Origin of the sequence: Arenibacter hampyeongensis (assembly GCF_002909255.1) — a bacterium.
Classification (GTDB): Bacteria; Bacteroidota; Bacteroidia; order Flavobacteriales; family Flavobacteriaceae; genus Arenibacter; species Arenibacter hampyeongensis.
On record NZ_PIOB01000001.1, the window covers coordinates 1,277,777 to 1,299,895 of the forward strand.

At 39.3% G+C, this 22,119-nt stretch carries 16 protein-coding genes; 2 read left to right on the top strand and 14 right to left on the bottom strand.

Translation table 11 applies throughout. The features are described from left to right. Positions 1 to 286 precede the first annotated feature (286 nt). The 10 genes from CWD91_RS05025 to lysS form a co-directional block, all read right to left on the bottom strand. Positions 287 to 466: a hypothetical protein gene (locus CWD91_RS05025; RefSeq protein ID WP_103439809.1), complete on the bottom strand. Its 180-nt coding sequence runs from the start codon at positions 464 to 466 to the stop codon at positions 287 to 289. Between the two features lie 140 nt (positions 467 to 606). After that, on the bottom strand, positions 607 to 792 hold the full coding sequence (locus CWD91_RS05030; RefSeq protein WP_103439810.1) for a hypothetical protein: 186 nt from the start codon (positions 790 to 792) through the stop codon (positions 607 to 609). Positions 793 to 1,013: 221 nt separating this feature from the next. After that, on the bottom strand, positions 1,014 to 3,515 hold the full coding sequence (locus CWD91_RS05035) for a zinc-dependent metalloprotease (RefSeq protein WP_103439811.1): 2,502 nt from the start codon (positions 3,513 to 3,515) through the stop codon (positions 1,014 to 1,016). 326 nt (positions 3,516 to 3,841) lie between these two features. Beyond that, positions 3,842 to 5,272, bottom strand: coding sequence for an SLC13 family permease (locus CWD91_RS05040; RefSeq protein ID WP_103439812.1), 1,431 nt, complete (start codon positions 5,270 to 5,272; stop codon positions 3,842 to 3,844). A 95-nt stretch (positions 5,273 to 5,367) separates the two neighbouring features. Further along, entirely contained in the window at positions 5,368 to 6,807 is a 1,440-nt protein-coding gene (locus CWD91_RS05045; RefSeq protein ID WP_103439813.1) for a PKD domain-containing protein, read from the bottom strand. A 111-nt stretch (positions 6,808 to 6,918) separates the two neighbouring features. Continuing rightward, positions 6,919 to 8,316: a c-type cytochrome domain-containing protein gene (locus CWD91_RS05050; RefSeq protein WP_103439814.1), complete on the bottom strand. Its 1,398-nt coding sequence runs from the start codon at positions 8,314 to 8,316 to the stop codon at positions 6,919 to 6,921. 3 nt (positions 8,317 to 8,319) lie between these two features. Next, entirely contained in the window at positions 8,320 to 8,532 is a 213-nt protein-coding gene (locus CWD91_RS05055; RefSeq protein ID WP_192877632.1) for a hypothetical protein, read from the bottom strand. A gap of 21 nt (positions 8,533 to 8,553) precedes the next feature. After that, positions 8,554 to 10,062 carry a DUF1501 domain-containing protein gene (locus CWD91_RS05060; protein WP_103439815.1) on the bottom strand — a complete coding sequence of 503 codons (1,509 nt, stop codon included), beginning with the start codon at positions 10,060 to 10,062 and terminating at the stop codon, positions 8,554 to 8,556. 2 nt (positions 10,063 to 10,064) lie between these two features. Beyond that, complete coding sequence (locus CWD91_RS05065; RefSeq protein WP_103439816.1) at positions 10,065 to 12,800, bottom strand: PSD1 and planctomycete cytochrome C domain-containing protein; 2,736 nt, start codon at positions 12,798 to 12,800, stop codon at positions 10,065 to 10,067. 551 nt (positions 12,801 to 13,351) lie between these two features. Beyond that, positions 13,352 to 15,043: a lysine--tRNA ligase gene (gene lysS, locus CWD91_RS05070; RefSeq protein WP_103439817.1), complete on the bottom strand. Its 1,692-nt coding sequence runs from the start codon at positions 15,041 to 15,043 to the stop codon at positions 13,352 to 13,354. A gap of 187 nt (positions 15,044 to 15,230) precedes the next feature. On the opposite strand from lysS, the gene CWD91_RS05075 reads away from it, so the two are divergent. Both CWD91_RS05075 and lipB read left to right on the top strand, forming a co-directional pair. Next, complete coding sequence (locus tag CWD91_RS05075) at positions 15,231 to 15,386, top strand: YqaE/Pmp3 family membrane protein (RefSeq protein WP_103439818.1); 156 nt, start codon at positions 15,231 to 15,233, stop codon at positions 15,384 to 15,386. 44 nt (positions 15,387 to 15,430) lie between these two features. Next, complete coding sequence (gene lipB / locus CWD91_RS05080; protein ID WP_103439819.1) at positions 15,431 to 16,147, top strand: lipoyl(octanoyl) transferase LipB; 717 nt, start codon at positions 15,431 to 15,433, stop codon at positions 16,145 to 16,147. A gap of 50 nt (positions 16,148 to 16,197) precedes the next feature. On the opposite strand, the gene CWD91_RS05085 is transcribed toward lipB, so the two are convergent. From CWD91_RS05085 to CWD91_RS05100, 4 genes are all read right to left on the bottom strand, one after another. After that, positions 16,198 to 16,890, bottom strand: coding sequence for a TapB family protein (locus CWD91_RS05085; RefSeq protein ID WP_103439820.1), 693 nt, complete (start codon positions 16,888 to 16,890; stop codon positions 16,198 to 16,200). 31 nt (positions 16,891 to 16,921) lie between these two features. Further along, positions 16,922 to 18,259, bottom strand: a complete 1,338-nt coding sequence (locus CWD91_RS05090; protein WP_103439821.1) for an OmpA family protein — start codon at positions 18,257 to 18,259, stop codon at positions 16,922 to 16,924. A gap of 317 nt (positions 18,260 to 18,576) precedes the next feature. Beyond that, a complete protein-coding gene (locus CWD91_RS05095) occupies positions 18,577 to 21,036 on the bottom strand; it encodes a ribonuclease HII (protein ID WP_103439822.1) in 2,460 nt (819 codons plus the stop codon). Positions 21,037 to 21,065: 29 nt separating this feature from the next. Next, on the bottom strand, positions 21,066 to 21,662 hold the full coding sequence (locus CWD91_RS05100; RefSeq protein WP_103439823.1) for a ribonuclease HII: 597 nt from the start codon (positions 21,660 to 21,662) through the stop codon (positions 21,066 to 21,068). Positions 21,663 to 22,119 lie beyond the last annotated feature (457 nt).

Here is a 22,119-nt window from a genome sequence, read left to right on the forward strand (position 1 = left end):
TATTAAAAGGTCAAATGCAATTCGCAATTAAACATCTCGGCTCATTTCATCCAATTTATAATTTAATGATTTGTTTATAGGACAATACAATGGCATATTAGTTTAAAGAGAATTATGGATTTAGCGCAATTTTAACAGATGGTGACCTATGGATGTGGGGGAGAATAATTGATATAGTGGGAGAAATTATTAATTTCCAATGGATTGGTATTAGGTGTTTTTGCCAATAAAAAAGGGCATAAACCTAAGTCTATGCCCTTTTTCAAAACAAATTATTGGATTGTTGTTATTGTACGTTCAAAAATTGATTTCCGGAGTTATCAGCCAAGGCTTCAATATTGGCATTTGATTTTTTGGTTGAGATTAATTCGTTTTCTGTAGGAGTATCATTGGATAGATTATTGTAAACCAATGCTGATACTAAAAAACAAATAAAATATAAAAGACTTTTTATTTTGTAGGACATAGATTTGGGGATTTTTATTACACCTCTAAAATAACTAATCTATGACCTCGAATTTGGCCAATGTTGTGAAACGCACATAAAATTGTTGTAAACGGGCAATTTAATGTGGTAGAAAGTTTGAAATGAAAGTGGAAATAGTATTATTTTAGGATTTTGTCCAGTTTTGCTACTTTAGTGTCTAAGTCCAGATTATTGGATTGTAGTTGAATGATTTCGGCAGAATCACGACTGTTTTTGTTGTCATATTCTGGCTCCAAAGCGTAGTACAATACAGCCGATGCTACAAATGTGACAAAATACAATAAACTTTTAATTTTATAAGACATAGATTGGGGGGTATTAAACAAGGCCTCAAAGTAGAAAAAATATTAAATGGCGAAAAATAATTTATGTTAAAATTTGCGTTTAATCGATAAAAGGTATCCATTCAACGGAAAAATCTTGAATTAGGGCATAAAAAAGGGGCTTCCTATTAAAGGAAGCCCTTTTCAATCCATTCAATATGACCATTTTACATGTTAAAGTGGTCTCCTAAGCATGGTTCAATTTAACTGTTGGGGTCCAATACTAAATTTATCCTCTCCACGGCATCCTGCAAATGATATTTGCTCATAGGATCGGTTGTTCTCACTATGGCATTTTTTAGGTCCTTTCTAAGAATATTCAATTCTGCTCTTGCAATTGATCTTATATCGGACTGACCGGTGTTAATGGGTGTCGACTTTTGATACCCACCAGAATTCCCCTTTTGGGTTTGGTTTTCAGCGGTCATCAAATATGCCAATCTTTCTATATGCGCCTTTTGAAGATTTCTTCTATAGGTGTCAATTTTATTCCCTTTTTGTGTTTCGGACCATAGGCCTTTTCTTAGGTCTGTCATCATTTCCAATATGGAATAGGCCTCTTTGCCGCTGGCAGTTTCGTTCTCGATTAATCTAGCCAATTTGCCCAAACTCAAAATATTGTCCAAGGTTCTTACTTGCAGACTTCTTATACGCTCCACGGAACCCGAATATTCAATTTTATTAAAAATGTCCGGTACTATCAGCCATTCAGGCGTTTGGAATAATTGTTCCTGCACAAAAAGCAAGCAATTTTTTTGGTACTCCTTATTTACCGGGGAATAAACGGCCCCTTCTTGGTCATAGGTCTTATAGTGTTCATATACCCCGCCAATGTTATTGCTAACATGGCCCATGTATCTGTTGAATTGGGAAACTACTTGACCGTAGAGGGTGTTTAGATCATCGTATTCCTTACCTTTTTCTGCAGTCCATTCCAATAGTTTTGGGGTAATTCTTTTTAAATTTGCAATGCCATAGGCACTGGCCTTAATGGCGTCGTCACCCAAATCTTCAGTTTGGGAACTTGGGTCAACTACATCTCCTACCTGTTGGTGGCCAAATCGGTACAGTGGATCTCCTGAATGTTCCAATATCCAACTATCCAGGGTTTCTTTTTCCTCCGTATCGGATTTGCCCAATATGGGACGGTATCCCCAGCCTATAGCATATTTGTCATATATCCCAATATCGGGCATTAGGGCAACACCCTCGTCCCCAGGTTGGGCAATGTAATTAAATCGGGCGTAGTCCATGATGGAAGGTGCCGTACCATATTGTTTGGTGAAGGAGGCGGAGCGGAGTGAATCTACTGGATAAGCAACACTGCTGCCCATATTGTGGGGTAGGCCAAGGGTATGTCCAACTTCATGAGAGGAGACAAATCGAATTAAACGGCCCATTACCTCTTCTTTAAATGCAACACCCCTGGCATCTGGATTGATGGCAGCTGTTTGTACAAAAAACCAGTTTCTTAATAAGGTCATTACGTTGTGGTACCAGTTGATATCCGATTCCAATATTTCACCGGTTCTGGGATCGCTAACATGGGGTCCGTTGGCATTGGGGATTGGTGATGCCAAATAGCGAACCACGGAATAACGTACATCCTCAGGTGACCATTCCGGGTCCTCCTCGGGAGAAGGAGGGTCTTTGGCCAAAATGGCATTTTTAAAGCCTGCAGCTTCAAAAGCTACCTGCCAATCCTCAATTCCTTGTTTTATAAAAGGGACCCAGCTTTTTGGCGTAGCCCTATCAACATAATACACTATCGGCTTTTTGGGTTCTACAAGTTCGCCATTTTTGAATTTTTCAATATCTTCATCCTTCACTTCCAGTCGCCAACGGTCAAGAAAACGCACAGTCTTACTTTCTTGGGCTTCCAGGCCATAATCTACCTGGCCACGTGCAAACCAACCAACACGCTTATCAAAATACCGGCGTTTCATAGGTTCTTCTGGCAGCATTATCATGGAATTATTAATTTCAATGGAAATAGATCCCAAACTTTCATTGGACGGGGAGTTGCTGGCTACATAGGTCTTAACATGTCTTGCCTCAATATTTAAGGGGTAACTTTTAAGGGTGTCTATGTAACTTCTGGATTCATCCAGTCGTGAAACCTTATATTCCTTGCGATAATATTCCGGCATTCCAAGGGCATTTACGTCTTTCTCAAAAAGATCGTTGACCTGGATAACCGTTGCAGGTTTTAAGCTATCTTTTTTAAACGCCTTGATATCAAATGTATATAAGACTGGTTCAAAATTGGAATTTACCACGGCCTCACTTACCGGAAGCGAATCTGCGGCAACTATATCGTGGCTTACCACCCTTAGTAAAACCTTTTTCGACAACTTTTCCCATCTAAGGACCTTGGTGTTTATTTTTCCACCTCCAAATCCAATACCGGTGGCGGTTTTGGAAATTCGGCTTACCATTAGCATTTCCTTGTTGAATAAGGAGTCTGGTATTTCGTAATAATGATTATCGTCTACCATATGGACATCAAAAAGTCCTTTGTCCGTTTTTGCTTCTTTAGTAATTACTTTTTCATAGGATTCTATTTTTCCTTTTTTGGATTTTTCTTTGGAATCTGTCTCTTCTGATTTTTTGTCCTTCTTTTTAAAGATTTGAGCTTCTGTAGTATGGAAGCTTCCTATTAACAATAATGAAAATAACGCTTTCGCGAGTAACCTTTTAAACATATTTCGCTCTTTTTTGATGAATTGTTTCAAAGAACTAAAAAATATTTAAGTTTTGGAAGTGGATAGGCATTATTGCCCAATTGCAATATTATTAACGGTATTTCATGTATTTGTGAATCATAATGGGATGATCATTGAATTTTATGAGGGAAAGGATAAAATTTCCCAAATAATCTGTAACATTTTTGGTTTTTAAAAGTCTATATAATAGAGAATTTCTTTTTATAGACTATTTGAATCAGGCAAATGTAGAGCCTTTGTGAGAGCAAAGGCTCTATTTTTGTAAGGGCATTTCCAGTATGTACTTTCTTGCTCCAGCTTATAAATTAGAAGAGAAGAGGAATTACGAATTGGAACAATAGGATCAACAGAACTACCGAGATTAGGTTGAGAATTATTCCTACCCTTGCCATTTGATATACCTTTATGTAGCCACTTGCAAAAACTATGGCATTGGGTGGGGTGGCCATAGGCAACATAAAGGCACAGCTACTGGCTATGGTAACCGGAATCAACAAATAAAGTATAGGTACATCAAGCCCTATCGCTATTCCTGCCACCACTGGGGCCAGCACTGCGACCAAGGCAACATTGCTCATCAATTCTGTCATGAAAAGCATCAATGTTATAAGAAGGGCTACTGTGAAAAATACACTGATTTCACTGTTGGAAATAGTGTTCGCCACCATATCTACTATGCCACTGGTAGCCATTCCTTCGGCCAAGGCCAGTCCTCCACCAAATAATATTAAGATTCCCCAGGCCAATTTTTCGGTATCGCTCCAACCAATTATAAAGTCGCCCTTTTTAAGGTTAAATGGGATGGCAAACAGGGAAACGGCGGCTATCATACTAATGATAGTGTCCGATAGTCCCAGTGACGGAAATATACTGTTGATCAATGTTCTAAAAATCCATAGGAAAACCGTTATTCCAAAAATGCTAAGCACCATTTTTTCTTTACGGCTCGTAGGTCCCAATTTTTTTAATTCTTCCTGAATAATCTGTTTGGAGCCTGTAAATTTTAATTGTTTGTTGGGAAATAACCATTTTACGAGGACAAGATAGCTAATGGTTACCATGACAATTGAAAATGGTAATCCAATAATCATCCATTTTAGAAATGAGATTTCAATATTGTATTCGTTTTCCAGCAAACCGATTAAAATGGAATTGGGTGGTGTGCCTATAACAGTGGCTATACCGCCAGCATTGGCAGAAAAAGCAATACCCAACATTACGTTTAATGCAAAATTGCGATCATCCTTGGTAAAGCCATCGGCGTCGTTTATCAATAGCCCTATAACGGACATGGCAATGGGGAGCATAACAACGGTACTAGCCGTATTGCTGATCCACATACTCAAGGCAGCCGTAGCGATCATAAATCCCAGGACTACCTTATTTGGTGTGGTTCCTGTAATTTTTATAATGTTGAGGGCAATGCGTTTATGTAAATTCACTTTTTCCAAGGCAAGAGCCATGACAAAGCCCCCAAAAAATAGAAAAATAATGGGACTTCCATAATTTGCCCCCACTTCGCTGATGGGCATAATCTTAAGTAAGGGAAATAGAATGAGAGGCAATAGGGCAGCTACTGAGATTGAAACGGCTTCCGTAATCCACCATACCACCATCCAAACCGCCACGGCGATTACTGCATCACCTTTTTCGGAAACTAGGGTATTGGGTAGGTTTAAAAGAATAATAAAGAATAGAGGGCCTAGTATCAGTCCCAATTTTTTGCTTAAATCCATATGGGAGGTTTATGGTCTCCTAAACTAGGCTATTTCCCTCACTTATAAAAATCAAAATTAAAGGGTCGTTAATGGTTTTGCCTTTATGATTCCGATCAATTAAAAATGGACTCCAAGGATATCAGATTTAAGTCTCTATCCACTGCGCCATATAAAATTTTCACAACGGATAGTTCTCCTAAATTTACAATAGTATCCTTGGTTCTGTACCCAGCAACGAAGAACAGTTTATTGTTTATTTCCAAAATATCCGGTATAAAATTTCCATTGTACTTCAGCTTTACAATCTCTGTTCCGTTGGGGTCATATTTCCGTAAATAACCATCCTCTGTTGAGATTACAAAGGAATCTCCCAAAGAAATCATGGCCTGGATGTTATTGTCCATACTAAAATAATGGGTGGCGATTAGCCCTCCACCCGGCTTGGAAACGGTAAGTTCCCCATTGCCATAGGTGGCTAAATTTCCATTGGACATTTGTACTATATGGTATGCCCCATTTAAATGGTTGGCTTCTGTGATTCGCGTGGCCAACTCAGTGTGCCCATATTCAACTGTTTTGGTTACGGCCAAATCATTGTCAAAGAATATAAGTGACGGACTATAGTTTGTAATATTAGGCGCGGTGATATTCTTGTCGAACGTTCCTCCAAAGGCCACATAGCCATCCACGGTCTTAATCATATCCGCCAGCATCGCATTATTAGATCCAATTGTTTTAAATTGAACATCAAAGGCATCACCATTGGCATTTCTTTTTTCAATAACGGCCTTATAAATCCCGTTATCCTTTTGTGTTCCATAGAATATAGAATTCACATCTTGTTTTAAATATCCGTAAAGGTATTTGGTGGCAGAATTTACAGTGGACAGCAATAGCCATGTGCTATTTAGGGTAATTTCTTGAGATCCGTATAATTCTGGCAGTGTTCGGGAAAAATGGATGTTCTTAATTCCATTGCCTTGAAAATTTACAAAGCCATGTCCAGTATTAAATTGCTTGTCTGCAATGTACCTGGAAGTAGGTATTAAATAGTTATTTAACTCTTTGTAATAGAATTTTGGAATTGTGAGGCCTACCAGGTCTTCCGATTTCTCCAAATAGAAAATATTACCATTCTGTGGATTTATGCCTATTCCAATAGGAAGACCATTCAATCCAAGTGAATTGTCCGGGAAGTGGTAATAGGATTCCACAGGGGTCTCTACAAAAACGTTAAGGCTAAAGGTTTCACTATGTCTTTGGTCGTTATAGGTTACAAGGGTTATGGTAAAATTTCCACCTTCCTCAAAGGTAACCGTGGGGCTTTCTTGATTACTGATTTCATTATTGCCAAAAGCATAGGAATAAATCACAGCATTTTTGGAGCAATTGGTCAATTGCAAGGGTTCACCAAGGGTTAAAGTATCCTTGTCTACAGTAAAACAAGCGGTTAAATTTGTTTCAAGCTCGGGATTGATGACATCGGCCTTTTCATCCTTGGTACAGGAAACCACAAAAATCAAAATTAAAATAAGCGAGTAAATTCTTTTCATACTATTAAGATTTGGGGTCCTAATAGTATTAACGTTCCATGGTTACTTTTGTTTCATTATTCCGTTGTAATCAGGGGTTTAAACGGTGAAAACAACAAGTTGGTTGCCAAATCAATAAACAATGGAATCTGTGGCTATTTTGGGCAATTCATAATCCCCATAATCAAAAAACACTTCGCCTTCTTTTGGCTTGTCCGCTTGATTCGGTTTTTTAATAGGGGTGTTGAACAGATAAACTATTTGTAATTTTTTAAACCTTTTTAAATGGTCCAGTTGGGCCTCCTCAAAATTGGTGCCCATCAGGTTCAGGTTTCTTAGGTATTCCAGTTTTTCCAAAAGCTCAATGTTATTACCTGATATTTTGGTGTTGTCCATTTTTAGAATAGTAAGGTTGGGCAGGGTGCTCAATTTTTCAAAAATGCCATCCGTAATCTGCGTTTCCCCAAGATCTAGATATACGATCTGATTTTTAACTGAGGACAGTAGGTCAAAATCCTTATCCGAAAAAGTAGGTTTGTTGATGCAGGATACCCGTATAAAATTACTGCTTTCACTTACCTGTTCTACATGGAAACCTTTTTTCTTTATGGCAGAAATAGTATCTTTTGGAACTTCGGCAATATCAACATCAGGGTAAGTTTCATCTTTGGCCTTAGGGAAAAAGGCCCGGAACAATTCTTTTTTTAACCCCAGTTCCCCAATTTTTTTGTCAAAAGAGTTATCGTTGGCAATCCAGTTTTTAATGATGTCTATCTCTTCTTTGGAAAGTTGGGTCTTATCCTTAGGGGGCATATGGTCCTCATGATCATGTGGGAGAATCAGTCTGGCGTACAAAGAACTTTTCTCTGGATCATTGGATTCAATGACGGCACCGTTTTCGCCACCTTTGAGGATTCCATTTTCCTCCTCCAATTGCAATTCGCCTTTTTCCTTTTTGGAATTATGACAGCTAACACATTTATTGTTCAATATGGGTTGCACCAAGTCTGTGTACAGTATGGCTTCTTCCCAATTTTCTTCCTCAATTGTGGGCATTTCATATACTTTTGGACCAACGCCTAACAGCGTTTTTATACTGTTCGGCAGTGGTTCTATAAGGTAGTCGGAACCATGGGTGATATTACCTCCAAGATGACCTGTAAACGATATTAAAAAAAGAAGGGAGAAGGACAATAGTACCACTGGTAATCGGTTTAAAAAATGGACTTGCGAAGGGACCAACAAACGGAGATACATTAGCAATGAAAATACGGCAGTGGTAATGCCCAACCATAAATGAAATTTTACCGTATCAAAGGAATATCCTTCACCCGTATATAGAAGATAGCCACTAATGCAAGCGATTGTTGCTGAAATAAAGGCCCATTGAAATATTAGGCCAATTATTTTGGACCATTCATTGTTTTTTCTGTCAAACCATTGAAGCAATAATCCAGTTATGATAAAGCCTATTGGTAAATGCACTACAAGGGGGTGTAAACGCCCTATTAATTGTTGAATTACTTCCATTAATTATTTATTCAGTTTTAGGCGTTCTTTTAAGACTTCCTTTAGGTAAGGATCAGAAAACATCCCTAAATCCACACCATCATAACCGGATACCTTGGCCCTAACACAAAAGGCGTCCCAAGACAATTGGTTTGCCCAATCAGTTTGAAAAAATAATACCTTTTCTTGTCCATAGGAAAAGAGTAAAGATCCAAAAAGAATGATAAATAATCGCATTGTGTTGGTTTGGTTGGTTTTTTAGGCAAGTATTTCCTGTATAACGTGCCCTTCTACATCCGTAAGACGGAAGGGTCTTCCTTGAAAATCAAAAGTAAATTGTTCGTGGTCAAATCCCAATAAGTGCATCATGGTGGCATGGACATCGTGTACGGAGACCTGGCCCTCCAAAGCGGAAAAGCCTATCTCATCGGTCACACCCCAACTGGCACCTTTTTTTATACCTCCTCCGGCCATCCACATGGTAAACGCATCGCCGTGGTGATCCCTACCTTTATAGGCCATTTCCTGTCCTTCCCTATTTTCTTGCATGGGAGTCCGGCCGAACTCGCCACCCCAGACTACCAAGGTTTCATCCAATAATCCTCTTTGTTTAAGATCCAAGAGTAGGGCGGACATGGGCCGGTCTATTTCTGTACATTTATTTCTAAGCCCCAAATCTACTGCGGTATCATGTCCTGTACCATGACTGTCCCATCCCCAGTCGAACAATTGTACAAAACGTACTCCGTCCTCCACAAGTTTTCTGGCCAAAAGGCAATTGTTGGCAAAGGATTCCTTTCCCGGTTGCACACCGTACATTTCTTTAATATGTTCGGGTTCATTGTTGATGTTCATGACCTCTGGCACTGCGGTCTGCATGCGGAACGCCATTTCGTACTGATTGATCCTAGCCAAAATTTCCGGATCGGAATATTCATTGAATTCTTTCTTATTGATGTTGTTTATTGCATCAATGGTACTTTTTTTAAGATTCCGGCTTATGCCTTTGGGGTCGTCTATATAAAGCACCGGATCTCCTTTGGATCGGCATTGGACCCCTTGGTAAACTGATGGTAAGAAACCACTACCCCAAACACTCTTTCCTGCATCCGGTGTTTTACCTCCTGAGGTAAGAACTACGAAACCAGGCAAATTCTGATTTTCGGAACCTAAGCCATAGGTGACCCATGACCCAATACTTGGTCTGCCCAATCTGGGGCTTCCCGTATGCATGAACAATTGGGCGGGCCCGTGATTGAATTGATCTGTGTTTACCGCTTTAAGAAAAGCAACTTCATCCACTACTTTGGAAAAGTGCGGCAAGAAGTTGGACACCCAGTTACCCGATTCCCCATGTTGTTTAAATTCTGCCTGAGGTCCCAAAAGTTTAGGGGTTCCCCTAATAAAGGCAAATTTTTTCCCTTCCAACAGGGATTGAGGACAGGCCTGATTGTGCAATTTATGTAGTGTGGGCTTATAATCGAACATTTCCAGTTGCGAAGGGGCACCAGCCATGTGTAGATAAATAACCGATTTTACCTTGGCTGGGAAAGGAGGCGCCATAGAAGCCAAGGGGTTTACATCCCTTTCCGTTAAGGCAATCTTAGCTTTTTCGTTGTTGCCGAGAAAGGAATTACAGGACATAGCGAAGGAACCTAGGGCCAAACCGCCCATCCCGGCAACACAATCCTTAATGAAATGCCGACGGGTCTTGGCCTGAATTTCCCGCTGTAACTTTTCTTTTATTAATCGGTCTAAACTGTTCATAATTACGATTTTGTTAAAAACTCATCCAAGTTCATAATGGCATTGGCCACAACGGTCAATGCCGCTAAATTGGCATTGGCATCGGTCTCAAATGGAATAAATTCCTTTATGTTTTTCGGTTTATCCTTGAAATCGGATAGGGAAACGTTGTACAATTCCCTTAAAGCGCTTAATTTTTCGTCACTAATGTCTACCAATACCGCTTTTTTATAACCTTGTCGTATGCTGGTGTCCACATTATTGCCCTGGCCCATAAATTTAGCCAAATGATAGGCGGTTTCTAGATATACAGGGTCGTTAAGGGTGACCAAGGCCTGTAAAGGGGTGTTGGTTACGGTCCTGCGAACCGTTGATACTTCCCTGCTTCCTGCATCAAAAGTGAGGAATGAAGGATATGGACTGGTTCTTTTTAAATAGGTGTAAAGGGCTTTTCTGTATTTGTCCTCTCCTAGGCTTTCTACCCAATTGCCGCCGTTGTATACTGTTTGCCAAATACCTTCCGGTTGTGGTGGCATTACACTGGGGCCGTACATTTTTGTGCTCAAAAGCCCCGAAACGGCAAGGGCCTGATCTCGAATTTGTTCCGCTCCCAGGCGCATTCTTGGACCACGTGCATATAGTCTGTTTTCAGGATCCAAATTGTATAATTTGGCATTGTTCTTGGAACTTTGTCTGTAGGTACCGGACATTACAATGTCCTTTACCAAGGCCTTTATGCTCCAATTATGCTCGTTCATTAATCTTAAAGACAACCAGTCCAATAATTCTGGATGGGTTGGAGGGTCGGACTGGGAGCCCATATCCTCTAAGGAGGCTACTATTCCGCGCCCGTAGATTTGCTGCCATACCCTGTTGACCAAGGTACGTGCCGTTAGCGGATTTTCTTTGCTGACGATCCATTTGGAGAACCCTAACCTATTTTTTGGCCATGCATCGTTCCAAGCATTGAGGCTTTTGGGAGTTGCAGGTTGCACAGTATCGGTTTTCATAAGCCAATTGCCTCTTTCGAAAACCTGGGTGGTTCTTTGTTGATAATCGGGATTTTCCACAATAATGGGCAGTGTAGGGGTATTGGTATTCAACATCTGCATAAAATTCTCGTCCATTTGGGTGTAACCATTGTTATCCGCCTTAATTTCTGGAAGAAAAGCAAACCACGAAATGTAGCTAGTAGGACTTTTTGGTGAAATCTTATCGTTGTTCGCCTCTATATATAGGTTTAATTTTTCATTACTTTGTTTAAAGGGAAATTTTTGGATAACCCTACCGTTGGTTTTGTTTGTTGTAAATTGAGCCAAAATTTCCCCCTCTCCATGATCTCTTCTTATGGTTACCTTGGTTCCATCTATTCCCGAGGAATACTTCATGTACATATAATTGGCACCTTGGGTATAAACATCATTGAGGTAACAGGAGCCATTGTCCCTTAAGGCGAGCCATTTGGTATCCGCCAAATTGCCATTGGTGTAGTTCTTGGCCGAATGGGCATGGTAGATTGGTTCAGAATATTGTAGGAAATTATTATAGGCTTCGGCTATCTCCTTTTTCTCATTTTTAGAGATCCAATCATAAATACCAGTGACTTTCCTTTGTTGCTCCTCGTTATAAAATTTCAAATTAGGCTCATCTTCCGATGTATCTTCATCTCTGGTATTGTTGAAAAATGCCATTAGATTGTAGTATTCCCTATTTTTAAAGGGATCATAGGTATGGCTATGACATTGTACACATCCTATTGTGGTACTCTGCCATACTTCAAAGGTAGTGTTTACCCTATCAATTAGGGATGCTACTCTGAATTCCTCGTCATCCGTTCCTCCCTCATCGTTGTTCATGGTATTTCTATGGAAGGCAGTCGCGATAAGTTGATCGGCAGATGGGTTGGGCAGCAGGTCGCCCGCCAATTGCTCAATAGTAAATTGGTCGTATGGCATATCGTTGTTTAGGGCTTTTATAACCCAATCTCGATACTGCCACATTGATCTTCCCATGTCTTTTTCATAGCCCTTAGTGTCCGCATAGCGGGCATGGTCCAACCACCAACTGGCCCATTTTTCACCGTAAGCATCTCGGGACAACAGCTCGTCTACCATATTTTCATAGGTAATTTTGCCAGAGGTAAAATCATTAAATATGGATTCGTCTGGTGGGAGTCCGGTAATATCCATGGCCAGTCTTCTGGCTATAATATTGGGCTCCGCAGCCGGACTTGGTTCCAAGTCGTTGTTTTCCAGGGTTCTCAATATAAAGTGGTCAATTTCATTTTTAATAAACCCTTGAGAATCATTGGAAGAAATACCGGCGGACTGTGTTGCTTCCGGAATTTCCACTTTTTCCGGTAAGGTATAGGCCCAGTGTTTGCCCCATTTTGCGCCCTGGTCAACCCACTTGGTCAATAGTTCAATGTCCTCTTTTGAAAGTTTGGATTTTTTATATGGCATGCGCAATTCCGGGTCATCTTCCTTTAAACGCTGGATAAAAGGGCTTTTGGCCGCGTTGCCCGGAATAATTGCAGGAACGCCGGATTCGGTATCTGCGAAGGCTTCTTCCTGGAACAAAAGACTAAAACCGCCACTTTTTTTAACCCCGCCGTGGCAGACAATGCAGTTCTTGTTCAGAATTGGTTTTATATCCGCACTAAAATCTACAGTATCCGAAGGTTTAAGAAGGTTCCATACAGAAATAATAAGTATAATGATACCGATAAATAAAAGGCTATATGATACTTGCTTTTTCACGCTATTATTTTTAAGTATTTGTTCTACAATAATATTTTCGAATCCGAGTAATCAATGTGCTCCAACCGTAAAGTAATATTAAGTAGTTAATTTAATTGTTTCAAGGGGAATAATAGTACCACCTAATATAATTATGTGCAACCAACATTACGTCAATTGTCAATACTTTTTTGTCTTGCACGCTTTTAAATGTTCTTATTAGTTCTCCAAAAATCGAACCGTTTCACGATACTTATATCTGGGACATCCAAAATGCGATATTTTGGAATAACAAAACGGCGATATTTTAAGCAATTATATGGGAAATAAACCCCAATATCCACCAAATAACTATTTTATTAGGAAATTTTCCGTCAATCCTGCCTATTATTCATCTAAAACTTAGTTTATATCAGAGCAATACCACTATAAAAGTATGAAAATGTAAAGGCATTGTCAACACAAAATTATCCCAACGGCAGATGATGGTTATAAGGTACAAGAATTTCAGTGATTCTATCCTAATGACAGAATCACTGAAATTCATTGAAAGTTTTGTTGTTCTCTGGAAATTATTTCTTTAGAAGCACCACTTTAATGTCACCTTCGGTGGCAACTTTGATCAACTCGTGCTTGGAAAGGGCCTTCATGGATTTATCCCATTTTTTACCGCTTAGCCCCGCTTTGGTCTTAAGTTCTTCCAACGCTAACTTTCCTTCGGATTTTAATAGGGCAAGTATGTCTTTTTCTTCCTCACTAAGCTCAACTTGTTTCTTTTCCGGCCTCATTTGTGGGAAGAACAGTACTTCTTGTATGGAGGCGTTGTTGGTCATTAACATGACCAGGCGATCAATGCCGATACCAATACCACTGGTAGGGGGCATTCCATATTCCAGTGCCCTTAGGAAATCTTGGTCAATGAACATTGCTTCGTCATCGCCTTTTTCTGAAAGTTGTAGTTGGTCCTCAAACCTTTCACGCTGATCGATGGGGTCGTTCAACTCAGAATAGGCATTGGCCAACTCTTTACCATTTACCATTAGCTCAAAACGTTCCGTTAATGCCGGATTGTCCCTATGCTCCTTGCACAAAGGGCTCATTTCTTTAGGGTAATCTGTGATAAAGGTGGGTTGTACGTAGTGATGTTCACATTTTTCACCGAAAATTTCATCGATAAGTTTGCCAACTCCCATACTATCGTCAGCCTCAATATGTAATTTTTTGGCTACTTCCCTCAGTTCTACTTCATTCATTCCGGCAACATCAAAACCGGTATGGATTTTAATAGCTTCCAATATGGGAACTCTGGGGTAAGGAGCCTTAAATTCTATCTCATTTTTACCAACTGTCACTTTTGAAGAACCATTTGAGTCAACTGCCACTTTTTCCAGAAGCTTTTCGGTCATGTCCATCATCCAATTGTAATCCTTGTAGGCCACATAAAGTTCCATGACCGTAAATTCAGGATTATGGGTGCGATCCATACCTTCGTTCCTAAAATCCTTTGCAAATTCGTAAACACCATCAAAGCCTCCTACAATCAACCTTTTTAAGTACAACTCATTGGCAACCCTTAAGTATAAAGGAATGTTCAGGGCGTTGTGGTGAGTCATAAACGGACGGGCAGCCGCACCTCCGGGAATAGGTTGTAATATAGGGGTCTCAACCTCCAAATAGCCGGCATCGTTAAAAAACTGACGCATACTATTGGTGATTTTGGTACGCTTTATAAAATTTTTCTTAACACTGGGATTTACTACCAAATCCACATATCTCTGGCGATAGCGCAATTCAGGGTCGTTAAACTCATCATAAACCTTACCTTCTGCATCTACTTTTGGCAAGGGCAACGGGCGTAAGGATTTACTTAGTAAGGTAAAATTCCTGACCATTACGGTTTTTTCCCCAACCTGAGTGGTGAAAAGTTCCCCTTCAATGCCAATAATGTCACCAATGTCCAATAATTTCTTATATACATCATTGTACAAGGTCTTGTCATCCCCTGTGCAAATTTCGTCCCTATTGAAATAGACCTGTATACGACCTTCACTGTCCTGTAGTTCGGCAAAAGAAGCCTTACCTTGGATTCTTCTGGACATAAGTCTTCCGGAAAGGACTACCTTTTTACCTTCTTCATAATTCTCCTTGGCCTTTTTGGAAGTACTATCAACTGGGTATAGTGCGGCTGGGTAGGGGTCGATGCCCATTTCCCTTAACTTGCCAAGTTTTTCCCTTCTAATTACTTCTTGTTCCGAAAGCTGCATATACTTATAAATTAAGGCTGCAAATATAGTTACTCTGCGTTAATCTATCAATCCAAAAATCAGAATTGATAGTTTTCAAAATAGGCTACAGCAATTATTTATGTTTTCATGTAACAAACTGACCGTTTTTTAGTCTTATTGGTACACCTGCCCCGTCTATGGGCAGAATCAATCAAAATTCGAAAAAATGGGCTGTTTTAGAGTCATATTGGCCATTGTTTTTCCACCCTTGGCCGTATTGGGCAAGGGCTGCGGTTCCTTTATAATAGTTTTTCTGCTTACCCTTTGTGGATGGGTACCCGGTGTAATCGCCGCGCTGATCATCCTTAACAATCCAAACTAGGGTTTTGAGGTTTGGTTTATGGGTGGAGTTTGTATCTTTGCAGCATGAACAAAAGGATTCTCTTAGAAGATTTGGGACGTAAAGATTACAAGGATACTTGGGATTACCAGGAGCAATTGTTCAAATCCATTATCGACTTAAAAATAAGGAATAGGAGGGAGGGTTCCCAATTGGAAACACCCAATCATTTTTTGTTTGTAGAACATCCACATGTATACACTTTGGGTAAAAGCGGTGATATGGATAATCTGTTGGTGGATGAAAATGTACTTACCGAGAAAGGCGCAAAATTCTACAAGATAAACCGTGGCGGGGATATAACCTATCACGGTCCCGGACAGATTGTTGGTTATCCTATTTTGGACCTTGATAATTTCTTTACCGATATTCATAAATACCTAAGGTTTTTAGAGGAGATGGTTATTTTGACCCTGACGGATTACGGTCTTAAAGCGGAGCGATCCAAAGGGGAAACAGGAGTTTGGTTGGATATAGGCACACCGTTTGCCAGAAAAATATGTGCTATGGGCGTCCGAGCCAGCCGATGGGTAACCATGCACGGTTTTGCATTGAACGTGAATGCCGATCTCGGCTATTTTGATTTGATGATTCCCTGCGGTATCAAAGGTAAGGCCGTTACTTCCTTAAATGTTGAACTTGGAAAAAAGGAAGTGGATATGGAAGAAGTGAAGCAGAGACTATTGAAGCATTTTGAAATTCTTTTTGAAGCTGAATTTCAAAGTAGTGATAAACAATTTTGAAAAAAACCAAGACCAAAGTCTTGGTTTTTTTCATCTAAAATCTTTCTGATTTAATTATTGAACTTGGTGAGTTGCATTTGGTTGGTAAGATCACCATTCTTTTTATATGTTTCCTGCTTTACCATTCCTACCCCTTCCGTAAGCCATAACTTGGATTGCATTGTCTGTTTTACGCCCATGGTCTCTGAAATATTGTCCTGAGTTATCACGTAACACTCAAAGGTACCTGCAGGGGTTGTGATACTTTCTTTTTTTTCCACTTTCCTATTTAGCTGGTCTACTTTAATATTCATGTTCATGCCAGTCATTTTAATGGATATGGCTACATTGGCGTCGTCTAAGCCTTGGCCAACCTTAAGGTTGTTAGGCAACTCTATATCTGTTCCGCTAATCTCCATTTCCACCCCCATGTCCGTATATTGTTTCATCATTTGTGCCGGTACCAGTGAATTGTAGTCTATTTTGACTACATCCCCGGTACAACTGATTTTATAATCGGATACCAATATTTCCTTTCCTTTTTCATCTGTGAACTTCATATTCATGGTAGCGGTGGTAACACCGCCCGAATTTTCGACATTTATAATGGAATAATCGGTAACGCCTTCGGTTTTTCCTTTTTTGTTGGTCATCGTATATTGAAAACTCGTACCCTCTTCCATTGGATAGTATTTGCTACAATCCTGAGATAAAGTTGTTGAGGTTACAAGGAAAAAGCTACAAATTAAGGTAAGTGTTCTCATATTTTTTATTTTAGATGGATATGTTTTAAAGTTACATTTTCTTGAAAACGACACGCCTGTTCTGGGCCTTGCCGTCAGGAGTATTATTGTCTGCTATGGGCTCGCTTTCTCCCTTGCCTTGGATTTGCAAACGGCCATCTGAAATACCATATACGTTTACTAGGGCATTTTTTACCGCATCAGCTCGCTTTTGGGACAAGCTTAAATTGGCATCTTCAGGGCCATCGGCGTCGGTATGTCCAGTTATTGTTAGGTTCATTCCGTTTTCCTCCTGTAATACTTGGGAGATTTGTCGTATGATTCCCATGGATTGAGGTTGGATGTTGGCCGAGCCGGAATCGAATAGAATCCCATTGGTGGAGACCTCCCCTTCGGAAATCAGCTTACGGCGTAGGTCCAAACCACCTTCGGCTACTTTAATGTCACTTATGAACACGCGTTCCTTCCCATCCTTAAAATTGTTCATATGAAATTTTAGAGTGTTCAATACAGCGCCTTGGGGTACCATTCTTGGGATATCGATATGTTTTTCTTCGTTGACCCATAATCGAAAACGCTGCTTATTCACGGCAATGGAAATATGGGGTCTATCTAATATCTCTTCCCTAAGATCTGCCTTGACAACACTGTAAATTTCTCTTTTGTTATTAATGTGATTGGCCATGGTTATGCCTATTGGGGAGTATAGGCAAAAAGGAATATGGGCATGTACAAAATTGGCGCCTTCCTTAAATTTGTCGTCATCACTTAAATCTACTCTAAGAAATGCGGTAGAAGACGTTTTATTGTCCAATCCCAGTGCCAATATATCAAATTCAATGGTGTATTCCTCGGGCAAATTTGGTGTGTCTGGAATGAAATAAATGTTGTATCCCGAAATTAATTCCAGCCACTTTTCGCCAGAATCGTTCACGGATACAACTTCCCCACCACCATTGGTGTTCCATCTGGATGGGAAGTCGCCAATGAAATCGTTGGAGAAATCATCATAAAATAAAGGCTTATCCCCTGGAACATAATCAAATTTACTATATACCTCAATGGTTTTTCCACTAGTCTGCCCAGCTGTGCCGCCACTACCGTTATTTTCGCCCACATTTCCGGGATTGTCCTGGCCGGAAGGAGGTAATGGGTTACCTATTTGTGGGTCTGAAGGAGATTTTTTAGAGCCCGGTTCAAGAATACTGTCCAAAACTTCATCTGTCTTTTTAGTGGTTTCTTGATCAACGCGTCTTTCTACAGTCCGCTCTACCGCCCTTTCTGCCCTCTTGCCCAATTTTTTCAATATTTGGCAGTGTACCTCGTTGCTGACAAAAAATAGCAACAGAAAAGATAATATTACTCTGGGGAAAATTTTGAAGCTAATCATGATCGTTATTTTTAGTGTTCTCAATGTATTTTCATTATAATGTACTACAGGTCAATAAATTAACTAAAATTAACGAAATTTTAGCCAGACGGCCGGAATGGTGTATATCTGGCACGTTTTTATGTATTAATAGTACAGTTACCGCTATGGTTAACATTTGAGCTAAAAATGTTTTTGATAAAAGTGTTTCAATGGTGCATGGAATCACCATATAGTATGGGACTGGTCGTATAAAATGTAATCATTTTTCTTATTTTTTTCGTAGAAAAATCAGAAACTTTTTATCCAATATGGAAATCTATATATAAGAATATTTTTTAGTTGATCTTATAAACTATAATCGAGTTGTCCTGGTCTTTTGCAACCAGTTCCAATTTATGGTCATTGTCCATGTCAATTAGGTCGATACTGGAATTCCCTGGAACGGGAAAGTTGGAAATGGCTTCGGCCTGACTGTCGAAAAGATAGATTTTTTGGTTCTGTATATCTGTGACGCTAATGTATATTTTGTCATTTAAATAAAATATCCTCGGTTTTGAATACACTCCAAGGTCCAATTCCACCTTTTTGCTCCTTATGGTCAGAATGTTATCGTTCATTAAGGCAAGGGTATTGCTTGTGGCATCTATACCATGGTCTGGGAGCAGATTTAGATTGGCAGTAGTCGTTTTACCTTTTTCATCAATTTGGAATAACCGTCCCTTGGTGTCTGTAACCGTAAACTTGTTCTTATGAAGAAGCACCTCGTTTTCGGAAAAATTTATTCTGTCTTTCACATTAACCCGGGAATCACCTGTCCTGGACAATATTTTTAATTCTCCCCCTTCTTGTTTCATCACCAGATAATCCTTTTTGCCTACCCTAAAATGTTTGGGTGTGCCCAGTATGGGATTATCTGCCTTGGTGTACTTAAAACCCTTTACTATCTGTCCCAAGCGGTTGTACATGCTCACTTTTGTTCCCTGGGTCACTACAAATCGATAGTCCTTTTTGCGGTCGTAATCAAATACGGCCAAGGGGTTTAAATTCCCCCCTTCATAAGTGATGTTAAAAGGTGGTACATCTTTTCCATTCCGATCTACTATAAGAAACTCATTATCGGTAGTAAAGGCCAATTGTAATCTTCCGTTTTTATAGAGATCTACCTGTTCCACACGTCCCTGGATCCTGCCTTTTAATTGCTTTTTCCATATTACCTTGCCATCGGTGGAGATTAGGTAAAGGTTGTTGTCCTGATCCTGAACTATTATTTCGTCTTTATTGGTCCTGTGGTTTTTTACATATTGAGGTGTTGTAACTATTTCAGTCTCCAATTGAAGGGTGAAATAAGGAATAGTTTTGTTCAAAGTAGTTTCGTGGGCTATTTTTTGAAAAAGTAAATTGGTGTGATGAAAATTATCATCAGAGACCATTTGGGCAGCAAAGGAATATTCGGAAAGGGCCTTGATTTTAATATCCTTGGTCATCTCTTTATCAATGTAGTTATCCAGAAAATATTCAACACCATCTGAATTGGATACAAAGAGTATGGAAGATTCGTCTGCCAATTGTTCTTTTGCCGTTTTATAAACCGATGTTTTTTCGAAAGTGGAAGTATTCTTAAAATTGCCAATGAAGGTCTTTAAGGTCTCCGCAGTGGAGGAAAATACAAAGGCATTTTCTATAATGGTGTAATATTTGGCCTCGAAATCTTGTATCAAGGGGTTGAAATAATGATTCAAGAAATTGGTCTTGGAAAGCTCAACAATTTCGATGCCCTGGTATTCTTCGGATGCCTTTTCCAATTTATCCAGATAGTTCAATATATTCTCGGAACCGTATGTGTGAAGTATCACCGACTTTTCATTGTTCATGTAAACAAATCCAATTTCTTCAACAGCCTTAAAAGTGGTGTCTATAACGATGGAACGGTCCAAATATTTTTTTTGGTTCAATGCAAAGTTTTCGTAATTGTCAAAGGTATAGGCCATAATGGCATCAGCGGCCATGGGGGCAAGATTGGGCGTCCTAGGGCTTAAGGCATGGCTGTCCCTAAATAGATTGCTGTAATTTATGATGGAATCATTGGCCATACTAATACCATTAAGTTTAAGGTGGTCCTTATTGGTGTTAAAATCGAGGGAAACCCAATCCGCAAATTTGGAAATCTCGGCCTTATGTCCATCGGCAAAAATATGGGCCAAGAATGGGTTGCTTTTGTTGGTATTGACAAAAATATTGGCACTACTCTGATTATTGGCTATCTGGTAAAGTTTATTTAACGATTCGTCCATTGCCAGATCCTTTTCGTTTCGAATTATATTTTCAATCAACATTTGAGCAGAACTTACTATTGTTTTATCGTTCAGTACTGTAGCGAAGAAAGTAGTGCCTTCCACAGTGTACTTGTCAAAGTTTTTACCTTCATAAGTAATATTTTCAACAACTTTATTGTTTTCATCGTCAATTTGAAAAAGGTCGTCACTTTTTTGGGCAATAAATATCAATTCAAAACTCTCCTTTCCCAATTCCACCAAGGCCAAAACACTTTCGCCATTGGGTTGAACGTATTTGAGCGACTTTAGTTTATCCAAAACGGACGTATAGGTAGTTGTTGCGGATAATGTCTTTAGAAGGTCGCTATTTTCCAGCTCACTGGAAAAGGATGGTTTATCGTTTATTTTTATGATAATGGCACTATTCTGTGGAACAAAGTAGAGTAGTGACGAGGTTTTGGTGCTTTGCACTGTACATCCTATGGTTAGTAAAAAAAGTACAGCTAGTAATTTGAATTTCATAAATGAAGCTTTGGGCAAATTTAAGATTTTTAAACATCCAGTTTTAATTGATCCGGTAATTGTCTAAAAGTTTTTCTATGGTATTTCGTTAAACCGTATTTTCTGATAGCTTCCCTATGTTCCTTGGTAGGGTAGCCTTTATTTTTCTTCCAGTTGTACATGGGGTATTCCAAGTCAATTTTTTCCATATAGGCATCTCTGTAGGTTTTTGCGAGAATGGAAGCGGCGGCAATGCTGAGGTATTTGCCGTCGCCTTTAACTATACAGCAGTGGGGAATGTTTTGGTAAGGATTAAACCTGTTGCCGTCCACAATAATTAATTTGGGATTCATAGTTAACTGATCAAGGGCTTTGTGCATGGCTAAAAAGGAAGCGTTCAAAATATTTATTTTGTCTATTTCATCTGGGAAAACTTGGGCAACCCCATAGGTCGTGGCATTGGTTTCAATTATGGGTCTAAGGAAGTCGCGTTTCAACGCAGTCAATATTTTTGAATCATTAAGGGTGTCATTTACAAAATCTTTGGGTAAAATAACAGCTGCTGCCGTAACAGGTCCAGCCAAGCATCCTCTACCGGCCTCATCGGTTCCTGCTTCTAAAAGGTATTTATATTTGGCTTTTAACATTTATGGTTGTTCCATTATTTATTATAGTTATGAAATGGAGTATCATTTATCATTATTTAACAAACCAAATCTTGGCTATAAATAATACGGCCTACCATGGGCGATGTCAAATATAAAAATTTAAAAAAGGGATTACTGTCCGTTTGAGTCAAATTCGATTGTAAATACCATTATTATTAAAAGTTTCTTAGAGATTGTTTGTTTAAAAACAAGGTAACATTTTTTAAGATTATATAATAATGACGATTTTGTCACAAAGCAATATGCAGTATTGAGGGTTAATTTTGACATTAGGAACTGTTAAAAAAGTATCATTACAATAAAAGTAAGAATAAACTGATAACAATAATGACGCAAAAAGGCAATAATCCTAACATTTACTTCGCAGAACAGTTATATTTTTGATAATTTAATAAATATATAACCTTAATTTAACAAACAGTGCGTCTAATGTTAA